Origin of the sequence: Pedobacter sp. G11 (assembly GCF_003860265.1) — a bacterium.
GTDB classification, from domain to species: Bacteria; Bacteroidota; Bacteroidia; order Sphingobacteriales; family Sphingobacteriaceae; genus Pedobacter; species Pedobacter agri.
This window is the reverse complement of sequence record NZ_CP034190.1, coordinates 645,514-671,501: the sequence shown is the minus strand read 5'-3', so window position 1 is coordinate 671,501 and position 25,988 is coordinate 645,514. Positions and strand designations below refer to the sequence as shown.

General features: G+C 38.4%; 18 protein-coding genes. 13 read left to right on the top strand and 5 right to left on the bottom strand.

The window, feature by feature from the left end; genetic code table 11:
* Nucleotide 1: 1 nt before the first annotated feature.
* Nucleotides 2–1,099, bottom strand: a complete 1,098-nt coding sequence (locus EA772_RS02940; RefSeq protein WP_010600583.1) for an efflux RND transporter periplasmic adaptor subunit — start codon at nucleotides 1,097–1,099, stop codon at nucleotides 2–4.
* A 353-nt stretch (nucleotides 1,100–1,452) separates the two neighbouring features.
* Between EA772_RS02940 and EA772_RS02935 the strand changes: the two genes are divergently transcribed.
* Nucleotides 1,453–3,285 carry a M61 family metallopeptidase gene (locus EA772_RS02935; protein WP_124911120.1) on the top strand — a complete coding sequence of 611 codons (1,833 nt, stop codon included), beginning with the start codon at nucleotides 1,453–1,455 and terminating at the stop codon, nucleotides 3,283–3,285.
* Between the two features lie 102 nt (nucleotides 3,286–3,387).
* On the opposite strand, the gene EA772_RS02930 is transcribed toward EA772_RS02935, so the two are convergent.
* On the bottom strand, nucleotides 3,388–3,879 hold the full coding sequence (locus EA772_RS02930) for a hypothetical protein (RefSeq protein ID WP_124911119.1): 492 nt from the start codon (nucleotides 3,877–3,879) through the stop codon (nucleotides 3,388–3,390).
* 267 nt (nucleotides 3,880–4,146) lie between these two features.
* On the opposite strand from EA772_RS02930, the gene EA772_RS02925 reads away from it, so the two are divergent.
* The 10 genes from EA772_RS02925 (at nucleotide 4,147) to EA772_RS02880 (ending at nucleotide 17,406) form a co-directional block, all read left to right on the top strand.
* Complete coding sequence (locus tag EA772_RS02925; protein ID WP_124911118.1) at nucleotides 4,147–5,922, top strand: long-chain fatty acid--CoA ligase; 1,776 nt, start codon at nucleotides 4,147–4,149, stop codon at nucleotides 5,920–5,922.
* Nucleotides 5,894–7,615, top strand: coding sequence for a gamma-glutamyltransferase (ggt, locus tag EA772_RS02920; RefSeq protein ID WP_124911117.1), 1,722 nt, complete (start codon nucleotides 5,894–5,896; stop codon nucleotides 7,613–7,615). Before EA772_RS02925 ends, ggt begins: the two co-directional genes overlap by 29 nt.
* 98 nt (nucleotides 7,616–7,713) lie before the next feature.
* Nucleotides 7,714–9,030 carry an OmpA family protein gene (locus tag EA772_RS02915; RefSeq protein ID WP_124911116.1) on the top strand — a complete coding sequence of 439 codons (1,317 nt, stop codon included), beginning with the start codon at nucleotides 7,714–7,716 and terminating at the stop codon, nucleotides 9,028–9,030.
* A 132-nt stretch (nucleotides 9,031–9,162) separates the two neighbouring features.
* On the top strand, nucleotides 9,163–9,597 hold the full coding sequence (locus EA772_RS02910; RefSeq protein ID WP_010600576.1) for a MarR family winged helix-turn-helix transcriptional regulator: 435 nt from the start codon (nucleotides 9,163–9,165) through the stop codon (nucleotides 9,595–9,597).
* Between the two features lies 1 nt (nucleotide 9,598).
* Nucleotides 9,599–12,004, top strand: coding sequence for a 3-hydroxyacyl-CoA dehydrogenase/enoyl-CoA hydratase family protein (locus tag EA772_RS02905; protein ID WP_124911115.1), 2,406 nt, complete (start codon nucleotides 9,599–9,601; stop codon nucleotides 12,002–12,004).
* A 209-nt stretch (nucleotides 12,005–12,213) separates the two neighbouring features.
* A complete protein-coding gene (locus EA772_RS02900) occupies nucleotides 12,214–13,389 on the top strand; it encodes an acetyl-CoA C-acyltransferase (RefSeq protein WP_124911114.1) in 1,176 nt (391 codons plus the stop codon).
* A gap of 180 nt (nucleotides 13,390–13,569) precedes the next feature.
* Complete coding sequence (locus EA772_RS02895; RefSeq protein WP_124911113.1) at nucleotides 13,570–15,363, top strand: acyl-CoA dehydrogenase family protein; 1,794 nt, start codon at nucleotides 13,570–13,572, stop codon at nucleotides 15,361–15,363.
* 131 nt (nucleotides 15,364–15,494) lie between these two features.
* Nucleotides 15,495–15,941: an FKBP-type peptidyl-prolyl cis-trans isomerase gene (locus EA772_RS02890; protein ID WP_010600572.1), complete on the top strand. Its 447-nt coding sequence runs from the start codon at nucleotides 15,495–15,497 to the stop codon at nucleotides 15,939–15,941.
* Between the two features lie 67 nt (nucleotides 15,942–16,008).
* Nucleotides 16,009–16,500 (top strand): FKBP-type peptidyl-prolyl cis-trans isomerase, encoded by a 492-nt coding sequence (locus EA772_RS02885; protein WP_238533628.1) that lies wholly within the window; start codon nucleotides 16,009–16,011, stop codon nucleotides 16,498–16,500.
* On the top strand, nucleotides 16,501–17,406 hold the full coding sequence (locus tag EA772_RS02880; RefSeq protein ID WP_124911112.1) for an FKBP-type peptidyl-prolyl cis-trans isomerase: 906 nt from the start codon (nucleotides 16,501–16,503) through the stop codon (nucleotides 17,404–17,406). It begins immediately after the preceding gene.
* On the opposite strand, the gene EA772_RS02875 is transcribed toward EA772_RS02880, so the two are convergent.
* The 3 genes from EA772_RS02875 to EA772_RS02865 form a co-directional block, all read right to left on the bottom strand.
* On the bottom strand, nucleotides 17,403–18,701 hold the full coding sequence (locus EA772_RS02875) for a deoxyribodipyrimidine photo-lyase (RefSeq protein WP_124911111.1): 1,299 nt from the start codon (nucleotides 18,699–18,701) through the stop codon (nucleotides 17,403–17,405). The two genes, EA772_RS02880 and EA772_RS02875, sit on opposite strands and share 4 nt — an antisense overlap.
* A gap of 33 nt (nucleotides 18,702–18,734) precedes the next feature.
* Entirely contained in the window at nucleotides 18,735–19,640 is a 906-nt protein-coding gene (locus EA772_RS02870) for a TIGR01777 family oxidoreductase (protein ID WP_124911110.1), read from the bottom strand.
* 164 nt (nucleotides 19,641–19,804) lie between these two features.
* Nucleotides 19,805–21,415, bottom strand: a complete 1,611-nt coding sequence (locus EA772_RS02865; RefSeq protein WP_124911109.1) for a DUF4139 domain-containing protein — start codon at nucleotides 21,413–21,415, stop codon at nucleotides 19,805–19,807.
* Nucleotides 21,416–21,592: 177 nt separating this feature from the next.
* On the opposite strand from EA772_RS02865, the gene EA772_RS02860 reads away from it, so the two are divergent.
* Nucleotides 21,593–22,867: a DASH family cryptochrome gene (locus tag EA772_RS02860; protein WP_124911108.1), complete on the top strand. Its 1,275-nt coding sequence runs from the start codon at nucleotides 21,593–21,595 to the stop codon at nucleotides 22,865–22,867.
* A gap of 267 nt (nucleotides 22,868–23,134) precedes the next feature.
* Nucleotides 23,135–25,933: a 2-oxoglutarate dehydrogenase E1 component gene (locus EA772_RS02855; RefSeq protein ID WP_124911107.1), complete on the top strand. Its 2,799-nt coding sequence runs from the start codon at nucleotides 23,135–23,137 to the stop codon at nucleotides 25,931–25,933.
* The last annotated feature ends 55 nt before the right edge of the window (nucleotides 25,934–25,988 follow it).

The window sequence follows — 25,988 nt, the reverse complement described above, 5'->3', positions numbered from 1 at the left end:
ACTATTCTTTAACCAGGTTAACTTTTACCGGGGCATCTTTTTTCAACGCCATTGAGCCTGTAGTCAAAACCGTGTCGCCTGCTTTTAAGCCTGAGGTAATTACAATATTTTCGTCTGTTCGCGTTCCGGCTTCCACCTTAACTTCCTGTGCTTTTCCGTTTTTCTGAACATACACTATTTTTCCCTTTAACACCGGAATAATAGCTTGATTAGGAATAAGGATGGCATTTTCTAAAGTATTTAGCGCAAGTTTTATTTTGGCAAAAGATCCAGGTAGTAGCGCATTGTCGGCATTTGGTGCCAAAGCCCTAATTTGCAGTGTCCTGGTAGCAGCATTAATTCCAGGTTCAATCGCGTAAACCTTTCCGGTATTTTGCTTTGAAGAACCATCAGTGGTAAATGTGATAGATGAGCCCATTTTAATTTGTCCTGCGTATTTCTCGGGAACTGAAAAAGTAACCTTTACCGGGTTCGTACTTACCAAATTTGCAATTACTGTTGCCGGTGTTAAATATGTGCCTGCAGAAATGCTGCGCAAACCAACCCGCCCTGAAAATGGTGCCCGAATGGTTGTTTTTGCAAGTTGCGCCCTGATCAATTGCGTTTGAGCTTTAAGGGAAGTTAAATCAGCAAGTGAAATATCATACTCTTCCTGGCTAATGGCACCTTTTTCTAAAAGTTGTTTTGATCTGTTTTCGGTGGTGCCGGATAATTTTTGTTTAGTCAAAGCTTCTTGTAACTGCGCCTGTATATCTCTGTCATTTACTTTTACCAACACAGCACCTTTGCTTACGTTTGTTCCTTCGGTGAAATAAATTCCTGTTACCAAACCCGAAACTTCGCTTTTTAACACCACAGATTCATTGGCGTCTATCGCTCCGGTCACTTCCAGGTCTGTATCGAAAGAGGTTGGCTTAACCACAATGCCCTCTACAACCATTGGCGCCCCTGCACCGCCGCCTTTAGCACCACCTCCTTTTGTTTGAGCACCGCCTGCTCCACCTTTACCTTCCAGTTTTTTGTTTGCGTTGATCCTGTAATATACTAAATAGGCCAAGCCAATAGCCAAAACAGCATAGATGATATACCTTTTCTTCATGTTTATATTTGTGTCGTGCTTATCTGAACGTTAAAATTAACGCCGATATTAGAGTGTAAAAATATTCAATTAGTTTAGTCCTAATTTTGTTGTATTAAGGATGTTACTTTGTAAATCTGAAGTTAGTGGTTTGGAGTTCGAGGTAAGCCATGTAATTTAATAAAATGCTTTTTTGAATAAGTTACCCTACTTTTTAGGTAAAAGCCTACCAGTACAGTTTGTATAAATGAACTCTATCTTCCGCCGTCGACATCCAACTTCGGACTTTTGTTCTTCTAACTCTCGACTAATTTTTCCAATTAATTCAAAAACACCGTCAATAAATATAATTTTGTAGGCAAAACACCCTTAACATGTTTATTAAAAAATCAATTTTAAGTTTAGTTTTATTACTAACGAGTATTATGGCAGCAGAGGCGCAGGTAAAAATTGCTTTTGAGGTTTCTTTTAAAGAGCCGCAGGCACATTATGCTGAAGTTCAGATGAATATTTCTGGTTTGGCAAAAGATTATGTTGACGTTAAAATGCCAGTGTGGACCCCGGGATCTTATCTGATCCGGGAATTTGAAAAAAGTGTAGAAGAATTTAAGGCTACAGCAGGCGGCAAACTGGTTAAAGTAGAAAAAGTTAGAAAAAATACCTGGAGAATATTTTCAGCAAAAGCAGCTAACATTAAAATTAACTATCGCGTTTACGCTTTTGAAATTTCAGTGCGTACGCCTTTTATTGATGATTCTCATGCGTTCTTATCACCAACCGGAATTTTTATGCATCCTGATGGAATGATTAAATCGCCAAGTACGGTTAAAATTATTCCGTTTAATACCTGGAGCAAAGTTTCAACTGGTTTGGAGCCGGTTGCAGGAGAGCAGTTTACCTATAAGGCAACTGATTTCGATATTTTATATGATAGCCCTATTGAGGTTGGAAACCAGGATGTTTTTGAATTTATGGCTGCTGGTGTTCGCCATGAAGTGGCCATGTTCGGCGGGGGTAATTACGATAAAGAAAAGTTAAAAGTAGATATGGCTAAAATTGTAGAGGAAATTACTGCAGTTTATGGCGAAAATCCTAATAAGCATTACACTTTTATCGTTCATAATTTTTTACGTGGCGGCGGTGGCTTAGAGCATTTAAACTCTACTACATTAGGTGCAACCAGAAATGCTTACAATACCGAAACAGGTTACAAAGGATTTTTAGCTTTGGTAGCTCATGAATACCATCACCTATGGAATGTGAAACGTTTACGCCCGGTAGCTTTAGGTCCGTTTGATTACGATAACGAAAACTATACCACCAACCTTTGGGTGGCAGAAGGATTCACCTCGTACTACGAAAACAAGTATATGCACAGGGCTGGATTTAACGATGATGCCACATTTATAAATGATCTTGCCGGTGCAATTGGTACAGTTACCAACACACCTGGTGCTAAATACCAGTCGGCGGCCTCATCCAGCTATGATGCCTGGATTATTGGTTATCGCCCAAATGAAAATTCTAAAAATAATTCCATTTCTTACTATAGCAAAGGCGAGGTTATTGGTATTTTGATGGATTTGGAAATTATTAATGCCACAAAGGGTGCGAAAAGTTTAGATGATGTAATGAAAGCCATGTACCTGCAGTGCAAAACATTGAAACGCGGTTATACCGATGCAGAGTTTAAGGCAATGGTTGAAAAAATATCCGGAATCAGCTTCACTAACTTCTGGGCGAAGTATGTAAATGGAGTAGATGATGCAGAATACGTGAAATATTTTGGTTATGCCGGTATCGATGTAGCTACTGAAAATGCAACACCTGGCAAACCGGTAAGCGGTGCAAGCGGACAGCTGACTAACAACGGAACCATTTCGGTATCTTCCATCACCAGAAATTCTGCTGCATGGATTGCTGGCTTAAATGTTAATGACGAGATTATTTCTTTAGATGATGTAACGGTGAGTGATGCATTGGCGAACATCAGGTTAAGAAGCCCGATGTTATCGCTAGAAACTTTACCAGTGGTGTCAAAGAAAAGTATTGGCGATGTTTTAAAACTTAAAGTTAAACGCGATGGATTAGAAAAAGAGATTTCTTTAACCTTAAAAGAAAATCCAAGTGTGCGATTAAAAGCTACGATTAATGCAACTGCAACACCAGCACAAAAAGCGGTGTTCAAAAAGTGGACAGGTAAATAAACTCAGCAGTTTTGAGTCATTAGTCCTAAGTCAATAGTCAATAAAAAATCCCGCTGGAAGTTTTCCAGCGGGATTTTTTGCTTTAAGCTTTCTGCTCTTCGCTTAAAAAGTATATCTGAAGCCTAAGCCAAATCTTCCTGCGGTTGAACCAATAAAGTTATTGTCGCCAACATAAATTCTAGGTCTCCAATCTAGCGCAAGTGCTAAAGGTGCTCCGCTAAACTTATAGTCTAAACCAACCATTGGAACTAAATAGAAAGCAGTGAAGTTGTCATTATTTAAAAAGGCATTTCCATTATAGATTTGAACTCTTGGCCCACCACCAACATACCAATCTAAACCTTTAGCGCCTGGGATGGAAGCATTGTATTGCAGAAAAGCTTGTAAAACTGTTGAGTTTCCTCCAAATAAAACCTCACCTTGTAGAGCTGTATTTCTGCTAAAATGATGTCTGATTGACGGGCCAACTTGGGTTGATCCATCACCAAAGTCAACGCCTAAGCCCAAACCTGTTTTATAGTTCTGCGCTTTAACAGTCGTGGTTGTTAGTGCAAATAACGCAATGCATCCTAAAATCGTAAATAACTTTTTCATAAATTTTTAATAATAATAAGTGATGTTTTTTAATTATTTAAACTGCTTAACAACTATGGTGCCGTTTATGTTTTTACAGTCAAAATCTTATTTTTATAAAAAACAATGCTTGCATAGTAATATTGGATTTCTTAAGTTTATTCCAAATATTTTATCCCGAATAGATTTTGGTATTTTGGAAAAGAGCAAAATTTTTCGAACAAAAAACGTAAAGCATCGCACATCTTTATGTTTGATTTTTTAACTTAACCAAATAATATATTAGATATGGCTGCAGAAATCACGAGAGTCTTTGATCTATTAAGACATAATCAGCAGAATCCGAAGCAAGAGTTTATCAATGGTAAAATTAATGGCAAATGGGTTAATTATAGTACGGAAGAATTTTGTGCAACTGTAGATCATTTAAGCCGGGGATTAATTAAACATGGTATACAAAAAGGTGGTCGGGTAGCGGTAATGTCGCACAACCGGCCCGAATGGAATATTGCTGATTTTGCAGCCAATCAAATCGGTGCCTACCAAATTCCCTTGTATCCTACTTTAGCTGAGCATGACATTCAGTTTATTTTAAAGGATGCTGAAATTTCAATCATTTTTGTTTCCGATCTGGATTTATATAAAAAAATAAAGCCTTGTGTTGATACCATTAATCCGGCTATAAAAATTTTCAGTTTTAGCGATATTGAAGGAGTAACCTGTTGGGAAACGCTTATTGAAGATGGTAAAAACAGTCAGGATATTAACCTGGATGATTATCGATCTAAAGTTGAGCCTGAAGACATTTTAACCCTCATTTACACATCAGGCACAACTGGTACACCAAAAGGTGTTATGTTAACACATGATAATCTGGTTGCGAATTTCGTAAACTCATCTGTTGTGATGCCTGATGGGGTGAATAAAAGCTTAAGCTTTTTGCCGCTTTCGCACATTTTTGAACGCATGATCATTTATCTTTATTTGTTTAATAAAACGAGTATTTATTATGCAGAAAGCATGGATACCATCGTTGCAGATATTCAACACGTAAAACCAAATGCATTCTCAACTGTGCCTCGTCTCCTCGAAAAAGTTTATGATAAGATCATGGAAAAAGGCAAGTCGCTTACCGGTATTAAAAGAGGGATTTTCTTTTGGTCGGTGGCTTTGGCAGAAAAATATACAACTGATGCCGGTGCTTGGTATAACTTTAAATTGGGTATTGCCCGAAAATTGGTTTTTAAAAAATGGCAGGAGGCCTTAGGCGGAGAAATTGTGGTGATTGTATCTGGAGGTGCTGCATTGAATCCGCGGTTGGCCAGAATTTTTTGGGCCGCCGGGATGCCTGTTTTTGAAGGCTATGGCTTAACAGAAACTTCGCCGGTAATTACAGTGAATCATTTTGGTGGAACCATGTTTGGTACAGTTGGTGAAGTGATTAAAGGTGTGGAAGTAAAAATTGCGCAAGATGGTGAAGTATTGACCCGAGGTCACCAGGTAATGAAAGGCTATTATAACCGCCCCGATTTAACAAAAGAAGCTATTGATGCAGAGGGTTGGTTTCACACCGGCGACATAGGGGAGTTGATAGATGGAAGATTTCTCAAAATTACCGATCGTAAAAAGGAAATGTTTAAAACGGCTGGCGGCAAATATGTTGCACCTCAAATTTTGGAGAATAAATATAAAGAGTCGATATTCATTGAACAAATAATGGTTTTGGGAGAAAACAGGAAATTTCCATCGGCCTTGATTGTTCCTAATTTTGAAACGCTTAAGACCTGGGCGGCTAAAAAAGGAATCAACTTTACAACAAATGAAGAAATTATTAAAAACGAGCAGGTTTTAGCCAAATTTAATGAAATTATCGAAGCTGCTAGCATCGATTTCGGTAAATGGGAGCAAGTAAAAAGGTTCGCATTGTTGCCTAAAGAATGGAGTATTAACGGTGGTGAACTTACACCAAAATTGAGTTTGAAAAGAAAAATAATCACCGAAAAGAATCAAGACATCATTGAAAAAATATATAAGGATGCAGAAAATTATAAAGCCCCTAATTAAATTTAAAATCACTTCAATTTTAGTTGTTTCATTTGTAGTGTTTACCAGTTGCGTAACCGGCCAGCTTGGTAAGCGAAATAATAAAGACTTTAAAAACGGAATGGTGGTGTCGGCGCATCCGGAGGCATCAAAAGTTGGCATTGAAATCCTGAAAAAAGGAGGCAATGCAGTTGATGCGGCGGTAGCGGTTCAGTTTGCTTTAGCAGTGGTTTATCCAAATGCCGGGAATATTGGTGGAGGTGGTTTTATGGTATACCGCTCGGCAAAAGGAGAAGTTAATGCGCTAGATTTTCGCGAAAAAGCTTCAGCAGCAGCGAGTAGAGACATGTATTTAGATGCCGCTGGAAATCCAATTGTAGAAAAAAGCCTATATGGACATTTAGCTGCAGGCGTTCCTGGTTCGGTAGCGGGTATGGTTGAAGCGCATAAAAAATATGGCAAACTCTCATGGAAAGAGGTTGTTCAGCCTGCTATCGATTTAGCAGAAAAAGGTTTTGAAATTACAAAACGCCAGTCAAGCGAGCTGAATGGTTTACATCGCAAATTGATGGATATCAATGTGAATGGAACCGCTTTGGTTAACCTTGAGAGTACTTGGCAAGAGCGTAGTCTGTTAATCCAAACAGAGTTGGCCAATACTTTAAAACTTATCCAGCAAAAAGGTAGAGCCGGTTTTTACGAAGGCGCTGTTGCTGATGCTATCGTTGCCGAAATGCAGCGTGGAAAAGGTTTGATGACCAAAGAGGATTTAAAAAATTATCGGGCCGTGTGGCGTAAACCAATAACCGGGAATTATCGTGGTTATAAAGTGATTACCATGCCGCCAACTTCCAGCGGCGGTATTGCATTGATTCAGTTGCTTCAATCTGTCGAACCTTATCCATTAAATAGGTGGGGGCACAATTCCGATTCTACGGTACAGGTTATCGTGGAGGCTGAAAGAAGAGTATATGCTGATCGGGCAACCCATTTAGGCGATCCGGATTTTTATAATGTTCCGCAAAAACAGCTTTTAAATTTGGATTATAATAAAAAACGAATGGCTGATTTTAATTGGTCAACTGCTACGCCTAGTGATAAAGTTTTAGCAGGTGTCATCAAAGGAAAAGAAAGTGAAGAAACTACACATTTTTCCATTGTAGATCATGATGGTAATGCAGTTTCAATCACCACAACCCTTAATGGTTTTTACGGGTCGTTAGTGGTGGTTAAAGGTGCTGGTTTTCTCCTTAATAATGAAATGGATGATTTTTCTGTGAAACCAGGTGCGCCGAATATGTACGGTTTGGTGGGTGGTGAAGCCAATGCCATTGCCCCAAATAAAAGAATGCTCAGCTCAATGACCCCAAGTATTGTTGAAAAAGATGGACAATTATTTATGGTCGTTGGAACTCCAGGAGGCTCAACAATTATTACGTCTGTTTTTCAGACCATCATTAACGTGATAGATTTCAACATGGATATTCAGTCTGCTGTGGCTGCAAAGAAATTTCATCATCAATGGTTACCAGATGAAGTTTATGTAGAAAAGGATGCTATTGATAGCTTAGTTGCAGAAAAATTAAAGGCAAAAGGATATAATCTTCTTTACCGTGGTCCAATTGGGAGGGTTGATGCCATTATAAAAACTAAATGGGGAAGTTATCAGGGTGGAGCCGACCCTAGGGGAGATGATTTAGCAATTGGGTATTAAATGTTAACGTGGATAAATAATTTATAATTTCGACTTTTTTGGTATAGCAATTGCATAGGGTGGTCAACAACGCTTATCAAACGTTAATTCAAAAGAATATGAAATCAAATTTATTTAAGTCCCTACCGCTAGCTTTAGCCGGGCTGTTTGCCGGTACTGCTGCAATGGCTCAAGAGCCAGCTACTCCAACTTCTACATTTAGAACTTGGTCAATTGGTGTTAATGCAGGTGCTTTAACGCCTCTTTCTCCGCTTGGTGGAAGAAACGACTTTAGTAACAACAAAACTAGTTTTGGATATGGTTTATACGTGAAAAAACAATTCACAAACTATTTTTCATTACGTTTAGATGGAACAATGGGTAAATTAAAAGGTGATAATTCTGAGCCTTTTGAAAGTGGAGTGGTAAATACAAGTACTGTTTCTGCATTTGATACTAAGCTAAACTATGCTGCTAGTTTAAACGCAGTTGTAAACATGTTTAACATCGATATGTTTAGAAAAGAGGATGCATTACAATTATATACTTCGGTAGGTGCTGGTTTAGCCGGTTACAAACCAACAATTACAACTGCTGCCGGAACATCAGCTTATGCTGGAGGTAAAACCATTAGCGAACTAATTATCCCTGTAGGTGTTGGTGCAAAATTCAAAGTTTCTGACGGTATAAATATCGATTTAGGCTGGACAATCAACTTTGTTGATGGTGATAACCTTGATGGATTGTATAAAAATGGAAACAATGATAAATACAACTATGCTTACGCTGGTTTAGAATTTGCATTAGGTAAAGGAAAACAATTGGCTTTCCACAATCCTGTTGCCGCAACTTACGATGAGGCTTTAGCCGCAAAAAATACAGCTAATGCTTTAAAATCTGATCTTGATGCTCAAAAAGCTGAGAATGCTAAATTGCGTTCAGAAATGGCTGATCTATTAAAAGATACAGATGGTGATGGTGTAGCTGATAAATTTGATAAATGTCCAGGTACGCCAGCAGGTACTGTAGTTGATGGTTCTGGTTGCCCGTTAGTAGCTCCAAAACCTCAGGTAACTGTTATTACTGAAGAAGACCGTAAAGTAGTTAGCGAAGCTATCAAAAACTTAGAGTTCGACTTAGGTAAAGCGACAATCCGCTCTAAATCTTATGCTTCATTAAACAGAGTTGCTGGTTTATTGGTACAGAAAAATTTCAGCTTAAAATTAGCTGGTCATACTGATAACACAGGTTCTAAAGAATTAAACTTACGCTTATCTAAAGAAAGAGCTGAATCTGTAAAAGCTTACTTAGTTTCTCAGGGTGCTAATGCATCTCGTATTGAAGCTACAGGTTACGGAATGGGTCAACCAATTGCAACAAATAAAACTGCAGCTGGTCGTCAGCAAAACCGCCGTGTAGAGTTTACTTTATACTAGATATTAAATTAAATATACCGAAAGCCCCCGATGAAAATCGGGGGCTTTTTTTATTGCAAAAAATATCCGTTTGGTATTGCAATAACAAAATACATTCATTAGCTTTGTTATGCAAGCATAATAAATTACATAATGAAACAACAGCAAACCATTGATTACCATGTTAAGTTTGCATGGCAAAACATGTTTAACAAGTATAACCAAATGGCGTCAAGTTTTGGGATTACTCAGGCTATTGGTTATATGTTGATTAACATTAATGATGAAGAAGGAACTGCTGTTTCGAATTTAGCCGGTTTGCTTGGTGTAAAGGCCACAAGCCTTTCACGCATGCTAAATAATATGGAAGATGCTAATCTTATTTACCGTGAAACTTCAGCTGGAGACAAGCGTTCGGTAAAAGTTTTTCTTACAGATTTTGGCAAAGAAAAGAAACAATTGGCTAAAGGTGTTGTTCGAAAATTTAATGAATATCTCGACGAGCATTTCTCGAAAAAAGAGAAAGAAACATTCATTAATCTATTGATAAAACTTAATGATATAACTGTAGCATATACTGTTGATTAACATGAAAAGAAGCATAAATAAAGTTGCTGTTCTAGGTTCGGGGATTATGGGTTCGCGTATAGCATGCCATTTTGCCAATATTGGTGTAGAGGTTTTGCTTTTGGATATCGCACCCAAAGAACTGACGCCAGAGGAACAAGCAAAAGGATTGACTTTAGATAATCCAGTGGTGAAGAACCGGATTGTAAATATGGCTTTGCAAACAGCTGTAAAAACAAATCCCTCACCAGTTTATTCAAAAAAAGTATTGAATAAAATTAAAACCGGAAACTTCGACGACGATATGTCGAAAATTGCCGGCTTTGATTGGGTGATAGAAGTAGTTGTTGAAAATCTTGATATTAAGAAAAAAGTTTTTGAGCAGGTAGAACAGTTTCGCAAACCAGGTACATTAATTACCTCAAACACTTCTGGTATTCCAATTCATTTAATGGCAGAGGGCAGAAGTGAAGATTTTAAAGCACATTTCTGTGGTACTCACTTTTTTAATCCGCCACGTTATTTAAAATTATTGGAAATTATTCCAACGCCGCACACCAAGCCGGAAATTGTAGATTTCCTGATGCATTATGGTGATAAATTTTTAGGGAAAACCACCGTTTTATGTAAAGATACGCCTGCATTTATTGCCAATCGGGTTGGCGTTTATTCCATTATGGCGCTGCTTCACTTGGTAGAGAAACTGGATTTAACAGTAGAAGAAGTAGATAAATTTACAGGTCCTGCTTTAGGCAGACCAAAATCGGCTACTTTCCGTACTTCTGATGTGGTGGGTTTAGATACCATGATTAACGTGGCCAAAGGACTCTACGACAATTGTCCTGATGATAAAGCACATGAGTTATTCAAACTTCCTGAGTATGTGCAAAAAATGGAGGAGAATAAATGGCTGGGCGACAAAACGAAACAGGGTTTCTATAAAAAGACTAAAACTGCTGACGGCAAAACAGAAATTCTAGCCTTAGATTTAAAAACACTTGAATATAAACCTCAGCAAAAGGTAAAATCGGCTACGCTAGAAATGACTAAACCAGTCGAAAATCTCCGCGAACGCATGAAGATTTTTGCCAAAGGAAAAGATAAGGCAGGCGAACTATTCCGTCATTCTTCCTTTGGGTTATTTGAATATGTTTCAGACAGGATTCCGGAAATTTCTGATGAATTGTATCGCATTGATGATGCGATGCGGGCAGGCTTCGGCTGGGAACTTGGCCCTTTTGAGCTTTGGGATGCCGTTGGGGTAAAAGAGGCGATTGAGGGAATGGAGCAATATGGTAACAAAGCTGCGGCTTGGGTGCATGAAATGCTTGACGCCGGAAATACTTCATTTTACAAAGTTGAAGGCGGCATTAAAAAGTATTATGATATTCCATCTAAATCTTATAAAGCTTTACCTGGAACGGATGAGTTTATTATTTTAGATAACATCCGTGAGAATAAAACCCTTTGGAAAAATTCTGGTGTTTCGATTATCGATTTAGGTGATGGCATTCTGAATGTGGAATTCCATACCAAAATGAATACCATTGGTGGTGATGTCATTTCTGGAATTAATAAAGCCATTGATATGGCCGAGAAAGATTATCGTGGTTTGGTTATCGGTAACGATGGTGCAAACTTTTCTGCTGGTGCCAATGTGGGGATGATTTTTATGATGGCGGTAGAGCAGGAATGGGATGAATTAAATATGGCCATTAGAATGTTCCAGAATACTTCAATGCGTATCCGTTATTCTTCAATCCCGGTTGTAGTGGCACCGCACAATTTAACTTTGGGTGGTGGTTGTGAATTTAGTTTACACGCCGACCATGTACAGCTTTCTGCTGAAACTTATATGGGTTTAGTTGAGTTTGGCGTGGGTGTTATTCCAGGCGGCGGCGGAACAAAAGAGTTTGCTCTACGTGCTTCTGATGAATACAAAGATGACCAGATTGTTCAGAATGCGTTGAAAGAACGTTTTTTAACGATCGGCATGGCGAAAGTTTCTACTTCTGGTTACGAGGCTTTCGAACTGGGATATCTTCAAAAAGATAAATTCTCTATTTCAATGAACCGCAACCGTTTATTGGCTGATGCAAAAGCTAAAGCGATAGAATTGGCTGATGCCGGTTACACTAAACCAGTGCAGCGTACTGATATTAAAGTGCTGGGGAAACAAGGTCTGGGAATTGTTTATGCAGGTGCTAACAGCATGTACGCAGGCCATTTCATTTCCGAACATGATAAAAAAATCTCTGAAAAATTGGGCTATGTAATGTGTGGCGGCGATTTATCTGCTCCAACAGAAGTAAGCGAGCAATATTTGCTGGATTTAGAAAGGGAAGCATTTTTATCGCTTGCAGGAGAAAGAAAATCACTAGAACGGATTCAATCAATTATAACCAAAGGAAAACCGTTGAGGAATTAATCTGAGTATCAAGATTGAAACGAATAATGGTAGAGTTTATAAGAGTTTGTCTAACCACCTCGTCATTGCGAGGTACGAAGCAATCTTTGAACTAAGGGTTTTTCTATTGCATTAAGATTGCTTCGTGCCTCGCAATGACGGCAAGAGTCAGTAAAATGCGTATAATAAAAAGATAATATTGGCTAGCGCCATAAGAAATACTAAATAAAATGGAAGCATACATTATAGCCGGATATCGTACAGCAGTGGGCAAGGCGCCCCGTGGCGTGTTCCGTTTTACAAGAGCTGATGATTTAGCTGCAGAAGTGATTAGGGCCTTAGTGGCCTCGGTTCCGAATTTAGATAAAGAACAAATTGACGATGTAATTGTGGGTAATGCGACGCCAGAGGCAGAACAGGGTTTAAATATTGCCCGGATGATTTCGCTAATGGGCCTGGATACCGATAAAGTTCCGGGTGTTACGGTGAATCGTTATTGCGCATCGGGCTTAGATACTATTGCGACTGCGGTTGCGAAAATTAAAGCCGGAATGGCCGATTGCATTATTGCGGGCGGTGTGGAAGTGATGAGTGGAATGCCATTTGGCGGATGGAAGTTAGTTCCAAATGCAGAGGTTGCCAAGAACAATCCGGATTGGTATTGGGGCATGGGTTTAACCGCCGAAGCTGTGGCAAAAGAATATAACGTGAGTCGTGAAGACCAGGATGCATTTTCTTTAAAATCTCATGAGAAAGCGATTCATGCGATCAAAAATGGTCACTTGAAAGACGGGATTTTACCCATTACAGTAAATGAAAATTATCTGGATGAAAACCTGAAAAAGAAAACACGTTCTTATGTGGTGGATACAGACGAAGGTCCGCGAGCGGATACCACTTTAGAGAAACTGGCAAAATTGAAACCCGTTTTTGATGCGGTTGGAAGCGTGACTGCTGGTAATTCATCGCAAACATCTGATGGTGCAGCGTTTGTTTTGGTGGTTTCTGAAAAGAAAATGAAGGAGCTCAATGTTAAACCCATCGCCAGATTAGTGAGTTACGGTGTGGCAGGTGTTCCACCGAGAATTATGGGTATTGGCCCGATTGAGGCGATTCCGAAAGCATTGAAACAAGCGGGTTTAAAACAAGATGATATCGATTTAATTGAATTGAATGAAGCTTTTGCGTCACAATCTTTAGCAATTATCAGAACGTTGGATTTAAACCCTGATATCATCAATGTTAATGGCGGAGCGATTGCATTAGGCCATCCGCTGGGTTGTACGGGTGCTAAGTTATCAGTGCAAATGTTGAACGAACTGAAAAGACAAAACAAAAAATATGGCATGGTTACCATGTGCGTAGGCACAGGCCAGGGTGCAGCAGGGATTTTTGAGCTTTTGTAGGCAATTTATTCGTTATATCGTCATTGCGAGGCACGAAGCAATCTTAATGCTTTGGTCTGGTAATAGCGATAGGAATAGGATTGCTTCATGCCTCGCAATGACGATCGCATTTGACAAATGAAATGGCCAAAAAATAAAATTAAGCGATTTACTTAATACTCGCTACTAGATACTATTAAAATGGAAACAACTGACAAAAAGACAATTAAAGGCGGAGAATTCTTAATTAAAGAAACTGCTTATCAGGATGTGTTTATCCCTGAAGAATTTGATGAAGAGCAACAAATGATTGCGCAAACTTGTCGCGATTTTTTGGAGGCTGATGTTTATCCAAACTTAGATAAAATTGATAAACAGGAAGACCCGGAATTAATGCCAACGCTGTTAACCAAAGCCGGTGAATTGGGTATTCTTGGGGTTTCTGTACCAGAAGAGTACGGCGGTTTCGGTAAAAACTTTAATACTTCGATGTTGGTTGCCGACGTAGTGGGCGCTGGTCACTCTTTTGCGGTGGCACTTTCGGCACATACCGGAATTGGAACCTTACCAATTCTATATTATGGTAATGAAGAGCAAAAGGCGAAGTACATTCCAAAGTTAGGTTCGGGAGAGTGGAAAGCAGCTTATTGCCTTACTGAACCAAATTCTGGTTCAGATGCAAATTCAGGAAAAACCAAAGCCGTTTTAAGTGCTGATGGCAAAAATTACATCATCAATGGCCAAAAAATGTGGATTACCAATGGTGGTTTCGCAGATATTTTTATCGTTTTTGCCAAAATTGATGATGATAAAAACCTAACTGCCTTTATTGTTGAAAAGGATTTTGGTGGGATTACTATGAATCCTGAAGAGCATAAAATGGGTATTAAAGGCTCATCAACCCGTCAGGTTTTCTTCAACGATTGTGAGGTTCCGGTTGAGAATATGTTGAGCGATAGAGAAAATGGTTTCAAAATCGCGGTTAACATTTTAAATATCGGCCGTATAAAATTATCTGCTGCCGCAATTGGTGCTTCGAAAGCAACATTGAGCACTGCAATTAATTACTCCAACGAGAGAAGCCAGTTTGGTCGTCCAATTTCTAAATACGGTGCCATTCGTTTTAAAATTGCCGAAATGGCGTCGAAGCTTTATGCTGTTGATGCTGCAAATTACAGAGCAGGACAAAATATTGATGATACATACGACCAATTGGTTGCGGGCGGGATGGAATCTGGCAAAGCAAGATTAAAGTCTGTTGAGCAGTTTGCAGTAGAGTGTGCTATTTTAAAAGTTTGGGGTTCTGAAGCATTGGATTACACCGTTGATGAAGGCGTTCAAATTTATGGCGGAATGGGCTTTAGTGCAGATGCACCGATGGATAGAGCTTATCGCGATGCCCGTATCAACAGGATTTTTGAGGGTACAAATGAAATTAACCGTTTGCTTACGGTAGACATGATGCTTAAACGTGCCATGAAAGGCGAATTGGATTTAATGACGCCTGCCACTGCCGTTGCTGCTGAATTAATGAGCATTCCTGATTTCGGTGAAGAAGATACTACGCTATTTGCTGCCGAGAAAAAGGTGTTGGCAAACCTTAAAAAAGCAACTTTGATGGTTGCAGGTGCTGCGGTTCAAAAGTTGATGATGACTTTAAGCAAAGAACAGGAAATTCTGATGAACATCGCCGACATGGCCGGTTATGTTTATGTATTGGAATCAGCTTTGCTGAGAACTGAAAAATTGGTTTCACTACGTGGAGAAGAAGCATCAGCCGGACAATTAGATTTATTAAGAATTTATATGGTTGAGGCAGTTGATGGCATCGCTAAAGCTGGTAAAGAAGCACTTTGGGCATTTGCTGAAGGTGATGAACAACGCATGATGTTAGTTGGCTTGCGTCGTTTTACCAAAGTAGAGCCATTTAATGTAAAAGATGCCCGTCAAAGAGTTGCCCAGCAATTAATTGAAGCGAATAAATACATCTTTTAAAAGGTAAAAAGTTTAGGGTTTAAAGGTTTAAGGTTTGGGTGTTGAACTCAAATTTTAAACCTTTTTTGTTTTAAAGTAAAAGGTTATTGATTAATTTCCTTTCGTTTGAGGTTAATGTTTTACTTTTGATAATGTTAAAACTTAAACTGCTGGCTTTTGCCCTATTATTTGTATCTGTACTATCATCATGCAAAAAAGATGAAGATTCGGAGAAACAGATCACCGAATTTATCGCCCAAAATAAAATCAATGCTGTTAAAGATCCGTCAGGGCTTTACTATCAAATTATAAAGCCAGGATCAGGGAATTTTACTTATCCGGGTAATACAAGAATTACAATTAAATATGAAGGCAGGTTGTTAAGTGGGGAAGTATTTGATAATGGTGGCGGAACAGAACAAACGTTTATTTTATCACAATTAATTGAAGGCTGGCAAATTGGTATTCCGAAGATTCAAAAAGGAGGAGAAATCCGACTAATTATTCCTCCAAGTCTTGGATATGGCAGTAGTGCTGCAGGTTCTATTCCTGGAAATTCCGTTTTAGATTTTACCATTCAACTTTCGAATACACAATAAAACTTTTAGCTTTTTGTTAAAATTGGTTAAAAATTGTAGCATCCGTATTAAAAGCTTATTTTTGCGGATGATGCTAAAATACAGACATATATTATTTTTGGTGTGCATTGTAAGTTTCTTTGCCGCCTGTAAAAAAGATGAGGTTGTAGAAACTTACGATCCTGAACCACAATTCAGGGCAGACACTACAGCGATAAGAGCGTTTATTAAAACAAACAATATTCCAGCCCTGAAAGATTCTTACGGTATTTTTTATCAGATATTAGAGCCAGGAACCGGTAGCGTAACCTACACCACTGCCACAAAAATTACCGCTGAGTACGAAGGGAAATTATTAAATGGAACCGTTTTCGACAGCTCAAAAGGTACTCCAGTCTCCTTTACATTAGGAGGCGTTATACCAGGTTGGCAAATTGGTATTCAAAAAATACAAAAGGGTGGTAAAATCAGATTGATTATCCCATCATATTACGCGTACGGAACAAGGTCTCCCTCGTCATCAGTGCCTGCAAATTCCATCCTTGATTTCAACATTACACTTACAGACGTTACAAACTAAATGAACAAATTTACCAAACTTAGCCTTTTAACCATCTTATTGGCTACCGTTCTTTTTTCTGCCTGCAAAAAAGAGTACGAAACGATACAGTCGATTGATGAGAATGCTATTCAGTCATATATTAAGGCCAACAATCTGAATATGACAAAAGCTTCTACTGGCTATTATTACAATATCATTACTCCCGGCAGTGGCGCAGAGATTAAAAATCCTGATTCGGTTTTTTACTCTTATACTTTTAAATTACTAAACGGCACTCAACTTACAAAGTCATCAACAGTGGTGATTCCTAGCACATTTTTAGGATATACTGATCGTTTTACTATTGGTGGAAGTTCATATGTTTTTACACCAATCAGGGAAGTATTAACAATGCTAAAAAGAGGGGGAACTGCCAGATTAATTTTACCTTCCAACATGGCTTTCGGTCGTAATGGCTTGGAATCTGTTGGCGTGGGTCCTAATGAAAATATCTTAGTGGAATTGGGTGTTTATTCTCAATCAAAAATACATCAAATAGATGAATTGCAAATGGATAACTTCCTGTCGGCCAATTCACTAACTGCAGTTAAAGATCTTTCAAGAGTGCGTTATATTGTAACGCAGCAGGGAACAGGTGCCCCTATATTTGCCAAAAGTACATTATCTGTTAATTATACGGGTAGGCTTTTAACTGGAACTATATTTCAGGCATCAAGCGAACCCACTTCAGTAGACTTAGCCGATGCAATTAAAGGATGGTTAGTTCTTCAGAATTTTAAGGTAGGTACTAAAGTGAGGTTATTTATTCCTTCAGATTTAGCCTATGGACAAGCTGGGCGTTTGGATGATACAGGTTCATACTATGTTGTCCCTCCGAACTCGGTATTAGATTTCGATGTGGAAATAGTAAGCGTTACCAATTAGGATAATGCTTCTTTAAAAACTTTTAGCACCCTTTCTCGTGCAAATGTATGCTCAACTATTGGTTGGGCATATTTTTTTGTGCCATACTCTGGTACCCATTTCTTAATGTATTCAAACTTAGCATCGAATCTTTTGGTTTGAAGCTCAGGGTTGAATACCCTAAAATAAGGTGCGGCATCATTACCAGATCCGGCAGCCCATTGCCATCCACCAACATTGCTGGCCATCTCATAATCCAGTAGTTTTTCTGCAAAATAGGCTTCTCCCCATCTCCAGTCAATGAGCAGGTGTTTTGATAAAAAGCTGGCTGTAACCATACGTACGCGATTGTGCATCCAACCAATTTCATTTAGCTGACGCATACCTGCATCAACAAGCGGATAACCCGTGTTTCCCTCGCACCAGGCTTTAAACTCTTGCTCGTTATTTCTCCATTTGATTTTATCATACTGCTTCTTAAATGAATCAAAGGCAGCATAAGGAAAATGCCAAAGAATCATCATGTAAAATTCTCTCCAGGCCAGCTCTGATAGCCAAACATTTGACTTTGCTTCAATAGCATCTGCAGCTGCTTTACGTATACTTAATGTTCCAAATCTTAAATGTAAGCCAATCCGAGTCGTACTTTCCAATGCAGGAAAGTCACGCTCCTTCGCATAATCATCAAGTTTATCTTTGTAGCTGATTTTCGGGAACTCAATATTGCTTCTTTCAAATCCCATTTCTTTGAGTGTTGGAAGCGTTAAATGCCTGGTATTAAATAAGTTTTTAAAGTATTTTTTAGTCGGGTATGGCTTGATGTAAAAATCATTCAACTTGGCGTGCCACTGTTTATAGTAAGGAGTAAAAACTGTATAAGGGGTTTTATCAGCCTTCAGGATTTCATCTTTTTCAAAAATAACCTGGTCTTTAAATGTGTGGAAGGCAATTTTTTCACTTGTTAAAAACTCAGCCATATTATCATCACGTTCCCGGGCATACGGTTCATAGTCATGATTAGTAAAAACCTCCTTCACTTCATATTCTTTCAAAATTTCCGGCCATATTTTCTCAGGCTTCCCATATTTTACCAGCAAATCTGAACCTTTCTTTTGCAATGTTTCTTTTATATCCTCAATAGTTTGGTAGATAAAAGTTACACGGGCATCATTTTTTGGCAGCTTGTCTAATATATTTTTGTCGAAAATAAAAAGCGGGATGACAGGATTGTCGCCTTTTAAAGCATGATATAATCCGGCGTTATCTTCTAAACGTAAATCGCGGCGGAACCAAAAAATGTTAATGGGTTTCTTCATTAAAATTGTGATACTTGATAATAAATATTTCTCTTACTTTTTATAAAGATCAGCCAAAGCATCATCTAAATCGGTAAATCTGAATTTAAATCCCGCGTCTAAAATCTTTTGTGCTGATGTATTATTGCTCATTAAAACTGCCTCTGCTCGTTCACCCATAAGCAATTCTATTGCCTTTTTGGGAACCTTAAATGGCCAGAACGGGCGATGCAAATGTTTGGCGATAGATCTGGTTAGCCCCTCGTTAGTAACGGGAAAGGGCGCACAGGCATTGTAACAGCTTTCCATCTTTAAATTTTCAAGGGCGTGGATGTACATACCAACCATATCATCAATGTGAAGCCAGGGTGTCCATTGTTTTCCGGAAGCCAAAGCAGCGCCAGCAAATAACCGGACTGATTTATCGAGTTGTGGCAGTGCGCCTCCATCATTACTGAAAACAATACCTGTTCTAAGTTTAACAATTCGCAAGCTTAACTTTTTTCCCTGGTCTACCGCTTGCTCCCAAAGCTTACAACATTCAGCTAAAAAGCCGTAGCCATTTGGACTTTCTTCACTTAAAATTTCATCTCCGCAATCTCCATAAAAGCCTACTGCAGAAGCAGAAATAAATGATTTAATTTGATGATCTGGTTTCGATCGGATGGTTTCGAAAAGTAATTGTGTTGATTTTACCCTACTGTCGATAATCTGTTTTTTGCGTTCATCCGTCCACTTTTTTTCGGCAACAGGCTCGCCAGCTAAATGGATAATGGCATCCACTCCATCGATACATGCTGAGTCAATTGTGCCCTTGTAAACATCCCACACGAAATTATTTGGATCATTAGTTTTTTTTCTCGAGAGCGTATTTACATTATATCCGTCGCTTAGCAAACGCTTTTTAAGTTCACTGCCCACTAATCCAGTTGCGCCCGTAATCAGAATCTTTTTCGCCATATTTTTAAAACACGAAAGATACGAAAGGGTTTTTTTAGAAAGTAGAAAGTAGAAAGTAGAAAGTAGAAAGTAGAAAGTAGAAAGTAGAAAGTGGAAAGTAGAAAGTGAAAACAGAGGGTAGGAAGTAAGTTGGCCTTAGCTAAGCGTTAAGACCAACAATGTATTTAAAGCCCTGCGATAATTTTGTTTTTTGGCGCCTTAACGGCATAACTCAATTTAATGGTTTTTGTTTCATTTGGCGCAATCTTCAACTGCCAAGAAAGCATTCCGGTTTCTTTGTTCACTTCAGCGCCACTGCTTTCCAGTAATTCAATTTCGATGTCGCTTTCTGTTGACAAGGGATATTGGTCTTTTAGTGATAAATCAATTGGCTCTTTTTTGGTATTTCTTACTTTAATCAGATAGGTATAAAGTTGCTTTTTGTTGGCACCTATAAACTTTGTGCTACTAAAATCTTCCTGTTTCTCTTTGGTGATGATGATTTTTTTATCTCTGCCCATGCTTAAACTTAAGGTGTCGAGTATGTTGGCCGGATTGATGTAAGATTTTCCCGTATATGTGCCCTCGAATACAATGTTCGCATTCCCGGCCTGAAGATTTAGTTTTTCCCAATTGGTAACATCAGCTAATAAATAGGCATCGCTACTTAATTTTGGAGCTGCATAATATTTATATTTTGCGGGCACCGCATATTCTTTAAAAGAAACTGTATGCGGTTTATTGTCACTATTAATATCGTAGGGGATATCAATATTAAAAGTAACGCCTAACTGACTCTCATTAACCGAAGTGTAATTATTTATTGTTGATGCTGATGCGGTTAAGTTTTGCTGTTTTGCTTTACCATAACCAACCATCATCACCTCATCTAAGCTTTTTTCTTCTTTAATTGTTGACAATGCAATACCTCTAATTCTTATTTGTTGTTGATAAGTTGATACAAACCATGGATTTAAATTTGGTGCAGTAATATTGTAAATCGGGTTTCCGGTTGATAAGGAAAGCTTAACTTTTTTCCAGTCTAAACCAGTACTCTGCGTAATTGCAGCTTTATAAATAATATCTAATGGTTTTGCAGTGCTTTCAGCCTTAATGTCATAGCTGGCTAGCCAATTGGCGGCAGGTGTAACATAAGAGATATTGTAAGCAGCTTCAGTACCTTCTTTTGTCAACAACTGAAGCACCAGTTGCCCCAATTGTTGGTTAGGATTGTTTCTTAATTCAGCAATTTGTTGTTGCAAGGCGCTCAGTCGTTGGTTTTGTTTTTCTTCAGTTAACGCCAAAACTGAAATTGCAGTTCGTACTTCGGCGCTTTTGTTACGATAGTATTCTGCGAGCTTTATCAGTTCTGCTACATTGGTGCCATTATTGGTTCCTCCAGATTTTCGATTTTCATCCAATAGTACCAACGTTTGTTCTTCAATAATTTTGGCATTTTTGGTCTTCGTCAATTCAGCAGATACACGTTTTACGCTGTCGTTAAGTTTTTTAATCTCTGGGTTTGCATCATCAGTATTTAGAAAATCTTTATTAAATTGAACTGATAAGATCGTGACGCCGCTACTTACACCAACTTGAATTGAATTTTCATTTATCCGTCCGGAAATGTTATTGATCACAATTTCTGAAGTTCCGGAAGGAAGATTTACCTTGCCGACATGGTTGAGTTGAGCTCCATTATTGTAAACGGTTACGCCCGCTAGCACGGCCTTGGTTTTTATTTGTTGTGCAAATACACTTAGTGGAAATAGCAAAATTAGAAATCCTTTTTTCATTTATTTATTTTTATGATATATTGAAATAAATTTGAATAAAGGATGTACAACCGCTTCATATTCCATAACAGAATATTTTTTGTTGTATAGATGTAAAGAAATAACCAGCTTTTTGATGCGGAGAAAAAATAAGATAAATTTGTAATTGCGTTCTTCATACCCTTTTCGAAAATAAAGATGTCCAAAAAAATTTTAGTCTGGTTTAGAAATGATCTTCGTCTGCATGATAATGAAATGCTAGTGGAGGCTATTTCCAAATCTGATTCAATTTTGCCGGTTTATATTTTAGATCCCCGATCATTTGGCGAAACAAAATATGGAACACTTAAAACAGGCAATATCAGGGCGCAGTTTATTCTGGAAAGCGTTTTAGGGCTTCGGGCATCATTGAAGCAAATCGGCGGAAACTTACTTATTGCAGAAGGAAATCCTGAAGACATTATCCCCAGTTTAGTTCAGGAATACGAAATTACCGAAGTTTATCACCACCGGGAAGTTGCAAGAGAAGAAACGCATGTTTCAACACTTGTAGAAAATGCTTTATGGAAACTCCGTGTTAACTTAAAACATTTCATTGGCCATACCTTATACAATAAAGAGGATTTACCTTTTCCAATAAAAGATATTCCTGATGCATTTAACCAGTTTAAGAAAAAGATTGAGCGAGATTCTATTATTAAGCCTTGCTTTTTGGCTCCCGATCGCATCAACGTTGCCGAAGTAATTGATTGGGGAACGCTTTCCTCCTTAGAAGAGTTGCATCTTTCGCCGCAACAGAAAGATCAGCGTGCTGATTTTGAATTTACCGGCGGCGAAGCTGAAGGTTTGGTACATCTTCAAAAAGTTATTGTAGCGATGCAACAGGCCGCCACTGCTAAAAATTTAATTCTTGCATCTAAACTTTCGGCCTGGCTTGCCATGGGTAGTCTTTCGCCGAGAAAAGTTTACTGGGAAATTAAAAAAATGGAAGGTGTTCCAAATACAAAAGCCATGTTTAATCACATATTACTAGGCTTATTATGGAGAGACTATTTTCGTTTCATGTTTAAAAAATACGGCAATACCTTCTTCAGTCCTAATGGTTTCGGAAGTCAGGGTTTGGTTGATGCCGAGAATGAGCAGGAGAATTTCAATAAATGGAAAACCGGTCAAACGGGTTTTGCAGTGGTTGATGCCGTGATGACTGAGTTGAACCAAACCGGTTTTATTTCGAACATTGCCCGTCAAACGGCAGCGCTTTATTTAATTAATAACCTCGAAGTAAGCTGGGTTTTCGGAGCTGCGTATTTTGAAGAAAAATTAATCGACTATAATCCTGCAAGCAATTGGGGCAACTGGGCAAATGTTGCTGGCGTCGGAAACGATCAAAAATCTAAAAGTGTTTTTGATTTGGATAAAAACATTAAAAATTTAGATCCCAAAGGAAATTACGCACTCACCTGGGCTTCTTAAAAAAAGAATATCCGATTGAATGAGCGAATTATTTCTGAGGATAGGCGATCTTAAATCATTTGACCATAATTAAATTCAGTCATTCCGTTAATACTGGCTTGTGTTTTGCTCTAGCTTTCGATAAATCTTTCTCTTCTGTCAGATGAATTATTTCTACTGAAAGTCAGAATGTTTCTAAATATATTTTTTTGTGCAATTAATCCAGTTTTTTACCATTTATATAAGGTAAAATTCTAATTTTGTAACGCTTATAGTAAACAGTTAATAATGGGTAGTTTATCTTATCTTAGTGGCGAAAACGCCGAATATATAGATTCTTTATATCAGTCGTATCAGCAAGATCCTGAATCAGTTGAGTTTGGTTGGCAGAAGTTTTTTGAGGGTTTCGATTTCGGAAGAAGTGCAGAAGCACCGGCAGTAACGGCTGAAACTCCGGAACAATTTTTAAAAGAGGTTAGTGTTTTAAATTTGATCGACGGTTACAGAAGTCGCGGTCATTTATTTACGCATACCAATCCTGTTCGTGAAAGACGTAAACATCAACCAAGTTTAGAGCTATCTAATTTCGGTTTGTCTGATGCGGATTTAGATACAGTTTTCAATTCTGGCGTTGAAATCGGAATTGGCGCAGCAAAGTTGAAAGATATTGTTGCGTTTTTAAAACAAACTTACACCAGCTCTATCGGAGCAGAATATAAATTTTTACGTACGCCTGAAGTGTTGAACTGGATTCAACAAAAAATGGAAAGTGCACGAAATACGCCCAACTTCTCTATCGACGAAAAGAAACGCATTTTAAGAAAACTAAATGAAGCAGTAAGTTTCGAAAATTTCTTAGGAACGAAATTTTTAGGCCAAAAACGTTTCTCTTTAGAGGGAGCGGAAGCCTTAATTCCTGCGTTAGACTCGGTAATTGAAAAAGGAGCAGATTTAGGAATTGAAGAATTTGTAATTGGTATGGCACACCGCGGTCGTTTAAACGTGTTGGCAAATATCATGCAGAAAACTTATAAGGATATTTTTGCTGAATTCGAAGGCAAAAGCTATAACCCGGATACTCCATTTGGTGGCGACGTAAAATATCACTTAGGGTATTCAACTGATGTAACTACAGTTGCTGGTAAAAGTGTTCACTTAAGTCTTTGTCCTAATCCGTCACACCTGGAAACAGTCGATGGGGTGGTGGAAGGTATGAGTCGTTCAAAAATCGATTTCAAATACGGCGGCGACAATAGCCGTTTAGCTCCGATCTTAATTCACGGTGATGCTTCGGTTGCTGGACAAGGTATTGTTTACGAAGTGATTCAAATGGCAGGTTTGGAAGGTTATAAAACCGGTGGAACGATTCACTTGGTGATTAATAACCAAATTGGCTTTACTACTAATTACAAAGATGCCCGGACCAGTACTTACTGTACAGATATCGCAAAAGTAACCTTATCACCGGTTTTCCACGTAAATGGAGATGATCCTGAGGCCTTGGTTTACGCCATCAATTTGGCAATGGAATATCGCCAGAAATATAAAAACGATGTTTTCATCGATATTTTATGTTACCGCCGTTTCGGGCACAATGAGTCTGATGAACCTAAATTCACGCAGCCTTTATTGTATAAAACTATTGAAAAACACCCTAATCCAAGGGAAATTTATATCGATCAATTAACCAAAGAAGGTAAATTGGAAGCGGGCTTGGCGAAAGAGATGGAAAAAGATTTCCGTGGCATTTTGCAAGAACGTTTAAATGAAGCTAAAGAATTCGTTGCCGGTAATGCTGAAATTAAATTTGGTGGTGCATGGGCAGATTTACGTATGGCTACTCCGAAAGATTTCGAAAAATCTCCGGTTACGGCAGTTAAAAAAGCTACATTATTGGAAATTGGTAAACGCATTACCACGTTGCCATCAAATAAAAAGTTCTTCAAAAAAATTGAGAAATTGTTTGCTGAACGTACTAAAATGGTTAACGAAACCAATGTTTTCGATTGGGCAATGGGTGAACAATTGGCCTATGGTACTTTGTTATCAGAAGGCAAACGTGTTCGTTTAAGTGGTCAGGATGTAGAACGTGGTACTTTTTCACATCGCCATGCGGTATTAACTTTAGAAGATAGCGAAGAAGAATATGTACCATTAGCTAATATTTCCGATCAACAGGCACAGTTCGATATTTATAATTCACATTTATCAGAATATGGTGTTCTAGGCTTCGAATATGGTTATGCAATGGCTAATCCAAACGCTTTAACCATCTGGGAAGCACAATTTGGTGATTTCTTTAACGGAGCACAAATTGTTGTCGATCAATATATTGCAAGTGCTGAAACCAAATGGCAACGTGAAAACGGTTTGGTCATGTTATTGCCTCACGGTTACGAAGGTCAGGGACCAGAGCATTCATCAGCACGTATCGAACGTTTTATGGAGCTTTGTGCAGATTATAACATGCAAGTTGTAAACTGTACTACACCTGCAAACTTCTTCCATGTTTTACGCCGTCAGTTTAAACGCGATTTCCGTAAACCATTAGTAGTATTTTCTCCAAAAAGTTTATTACGTCACCCGGCCTGTGTTTCTAAACTAGATGAATTTACAGAAGGTGGTTTTAAAGAGGTAATTGATGATACAAACGCAAAACCTGCTGATATTACCCGTATCGTTTTCTGTAGTGGTAAAATTTACTATGAATTGCTGGAGAAACAACAAGCAGATAAAGTTAAGCATGTAGCATTGGTTCGTGTGGAACAACTTTATCCAACACCAGTTGATCAAATGGAAGCGATAAAGACGAAATACAAGAATGCCGACGAAATCTTCTGGGTACAGGAAGAACCAGAAAACATGGGCGCATGGCCTTATTTATTCCGCCGACTTTACAAAACCGAACTTAAAGGTATTGATGTAATCTCAAGAAAAGAAAGCAGCAGTACGGCAACCGGTTTTGCAAAACAACATGCAAACCAGCAAGCTTACATTTTGGCAAAAGCTTTAGAGCTTCCTGTTAAACAAGAGGAAGTAAAAGAAGCCACTAAAAAGGCAAGCAAAAAAATGGCAGAAGCCGATTAAATAAGTGTAGGGTTGAAAGGTTTAAGGATTAAGATTTATCATCCAGAATGTTTAA

What these genes read in the sequence shown, in the direction of transcription:
- EA772_RS02940 (WP_010600583.1), bottom strand. Translation starts at nt 1,099, where the DNA reads ATGAAGAAAAGGTATATCATCTATGCTGTTTTGGCTATTGGCTTGGCC.
- EA772_RS02935 (WP_124911120.1), top strand. Translation starts at nt 1,453, where the DNA reads ATGTTTATTAAAAAATCAATTTTAAGTTTAGTTTTATTACTAACGAGT.
- EA772_RS02930 (WP_124911119.1), bottom strand. Translation starts at nt 3,879, where the DNA reads ATGAAAAAGTTATTTACGATTTTAGGATGCATTGCGTTATTTGCACTA.
- EA772_RS02925 (WP_124911118.1), top strand. Translation starts at nt 4,147, where the DNA reads ATGGCTGCAGAAATCACGAGAGTCTTTGATCTATTAAGACATAATCAG.
- ggt (WP_124911117.1), top strand. Translation starts at nt 5,894, where the DNA reads ATGCAGAAAATTATAAAGCCCCTAATTAAATTTAAAATCACTTCAATT.
- EA772_RS02915 (WP_124911116.1), top strand. Translation starts at nt 7,714, where the DNA reads ATGAAATCAAATTTATTTAAGTCCCTACCGCTAGCTTTAGCCGGGCTG.
- EA772_RS02910 (WP_010600576.1), top strand. Translation starts at nt 9,163, where the DNA reads ATGAAACAACAGCAAACCATTGATTACCATGTTAAGTTTGCATGGCAA.
- EA772_RS02905 (WP_124911115.1), top strand. Translation starts at nt 9,599, where the DNA reads ATGAAAAGAAGCATAAATAAAGTTGCTGTTCTAGGTTCGGGGATTATG.
- EA772_RS02900 (WP_124911114.1), top strand. Translation starts at nt 12,214, where the DNA reads ATGGAAGCATACATTATAGCCGGATATCGTACAGCAGTGGGCAAGGCG.
- EA772_RS02895 (WP_124911113.1), top strand. Translation starts at nt 13,570, where the DNA reads ATGGAAACAACTGACAAAAAGACAATTAAAGGCGGAGAATTCTTAATT.
- EA772_RS02890 (WP_010600572.1), top strand. Translation starts at nt 15,495, where the DNA reads ATGTTAAAACTTAAACTGCTGGCTTTTGCCCTATTATTTGTATCTGTA.
- EA772_RS02885 (WP_238533628.1), top strand. Translation starts at nt 16,009, where the DNA reads ATGATGCTAAAATACAGACATATATTATTTTTGGTGTGCATTGTAAGT.
- EA772_RS02880 (WP_124911112.1), top strand. Translation starts at nt 16,501, where the DNA reads ATGAACAAATTTACCAAACTTAGCCTTTTAACCATCTTATTGGCTACC.
- EA772_RS02875 (WP_124911111.1), bottom strand. Translation starts at nt 18,701, where the DNA reads ATGAAGAAACCCATTAACATTTTTTGGTTCCGCCGCGATTTACGTTTA.
- EA772_RS02870 (WP_124911110.1), bottom strand. Translation starts at nt 19,640, where the DNA reads ATGGCGAAAAAGATTCTGATTACGGGCGCAACTGGATTAGTGGGCAGT.
- EA772_RS02865 (WP_124911109.1), bottom strand. Translation starts at nt 21,415, where the DNA reads ATGAAAAAAGGATTTCTAATTTTGCTATTTCCACTAAGTGTATTTGCA.
- EA772_RS02860 (WP_124911108.1), top strand. Translation starts at nt 21,593, where the DNA reads ATGTCCAAAAAAATTTTAGTCTGGTTTAGAAATGATCTTCGTCTGCAT.
- EA772_RS02855 (WP_124911107.1), top strand. Translation starts at nt 23,135, where the DNA reads ATGGGTAGTTTATCTTATCTTAGTGGCGAAAACGCCGAATATATAGAT.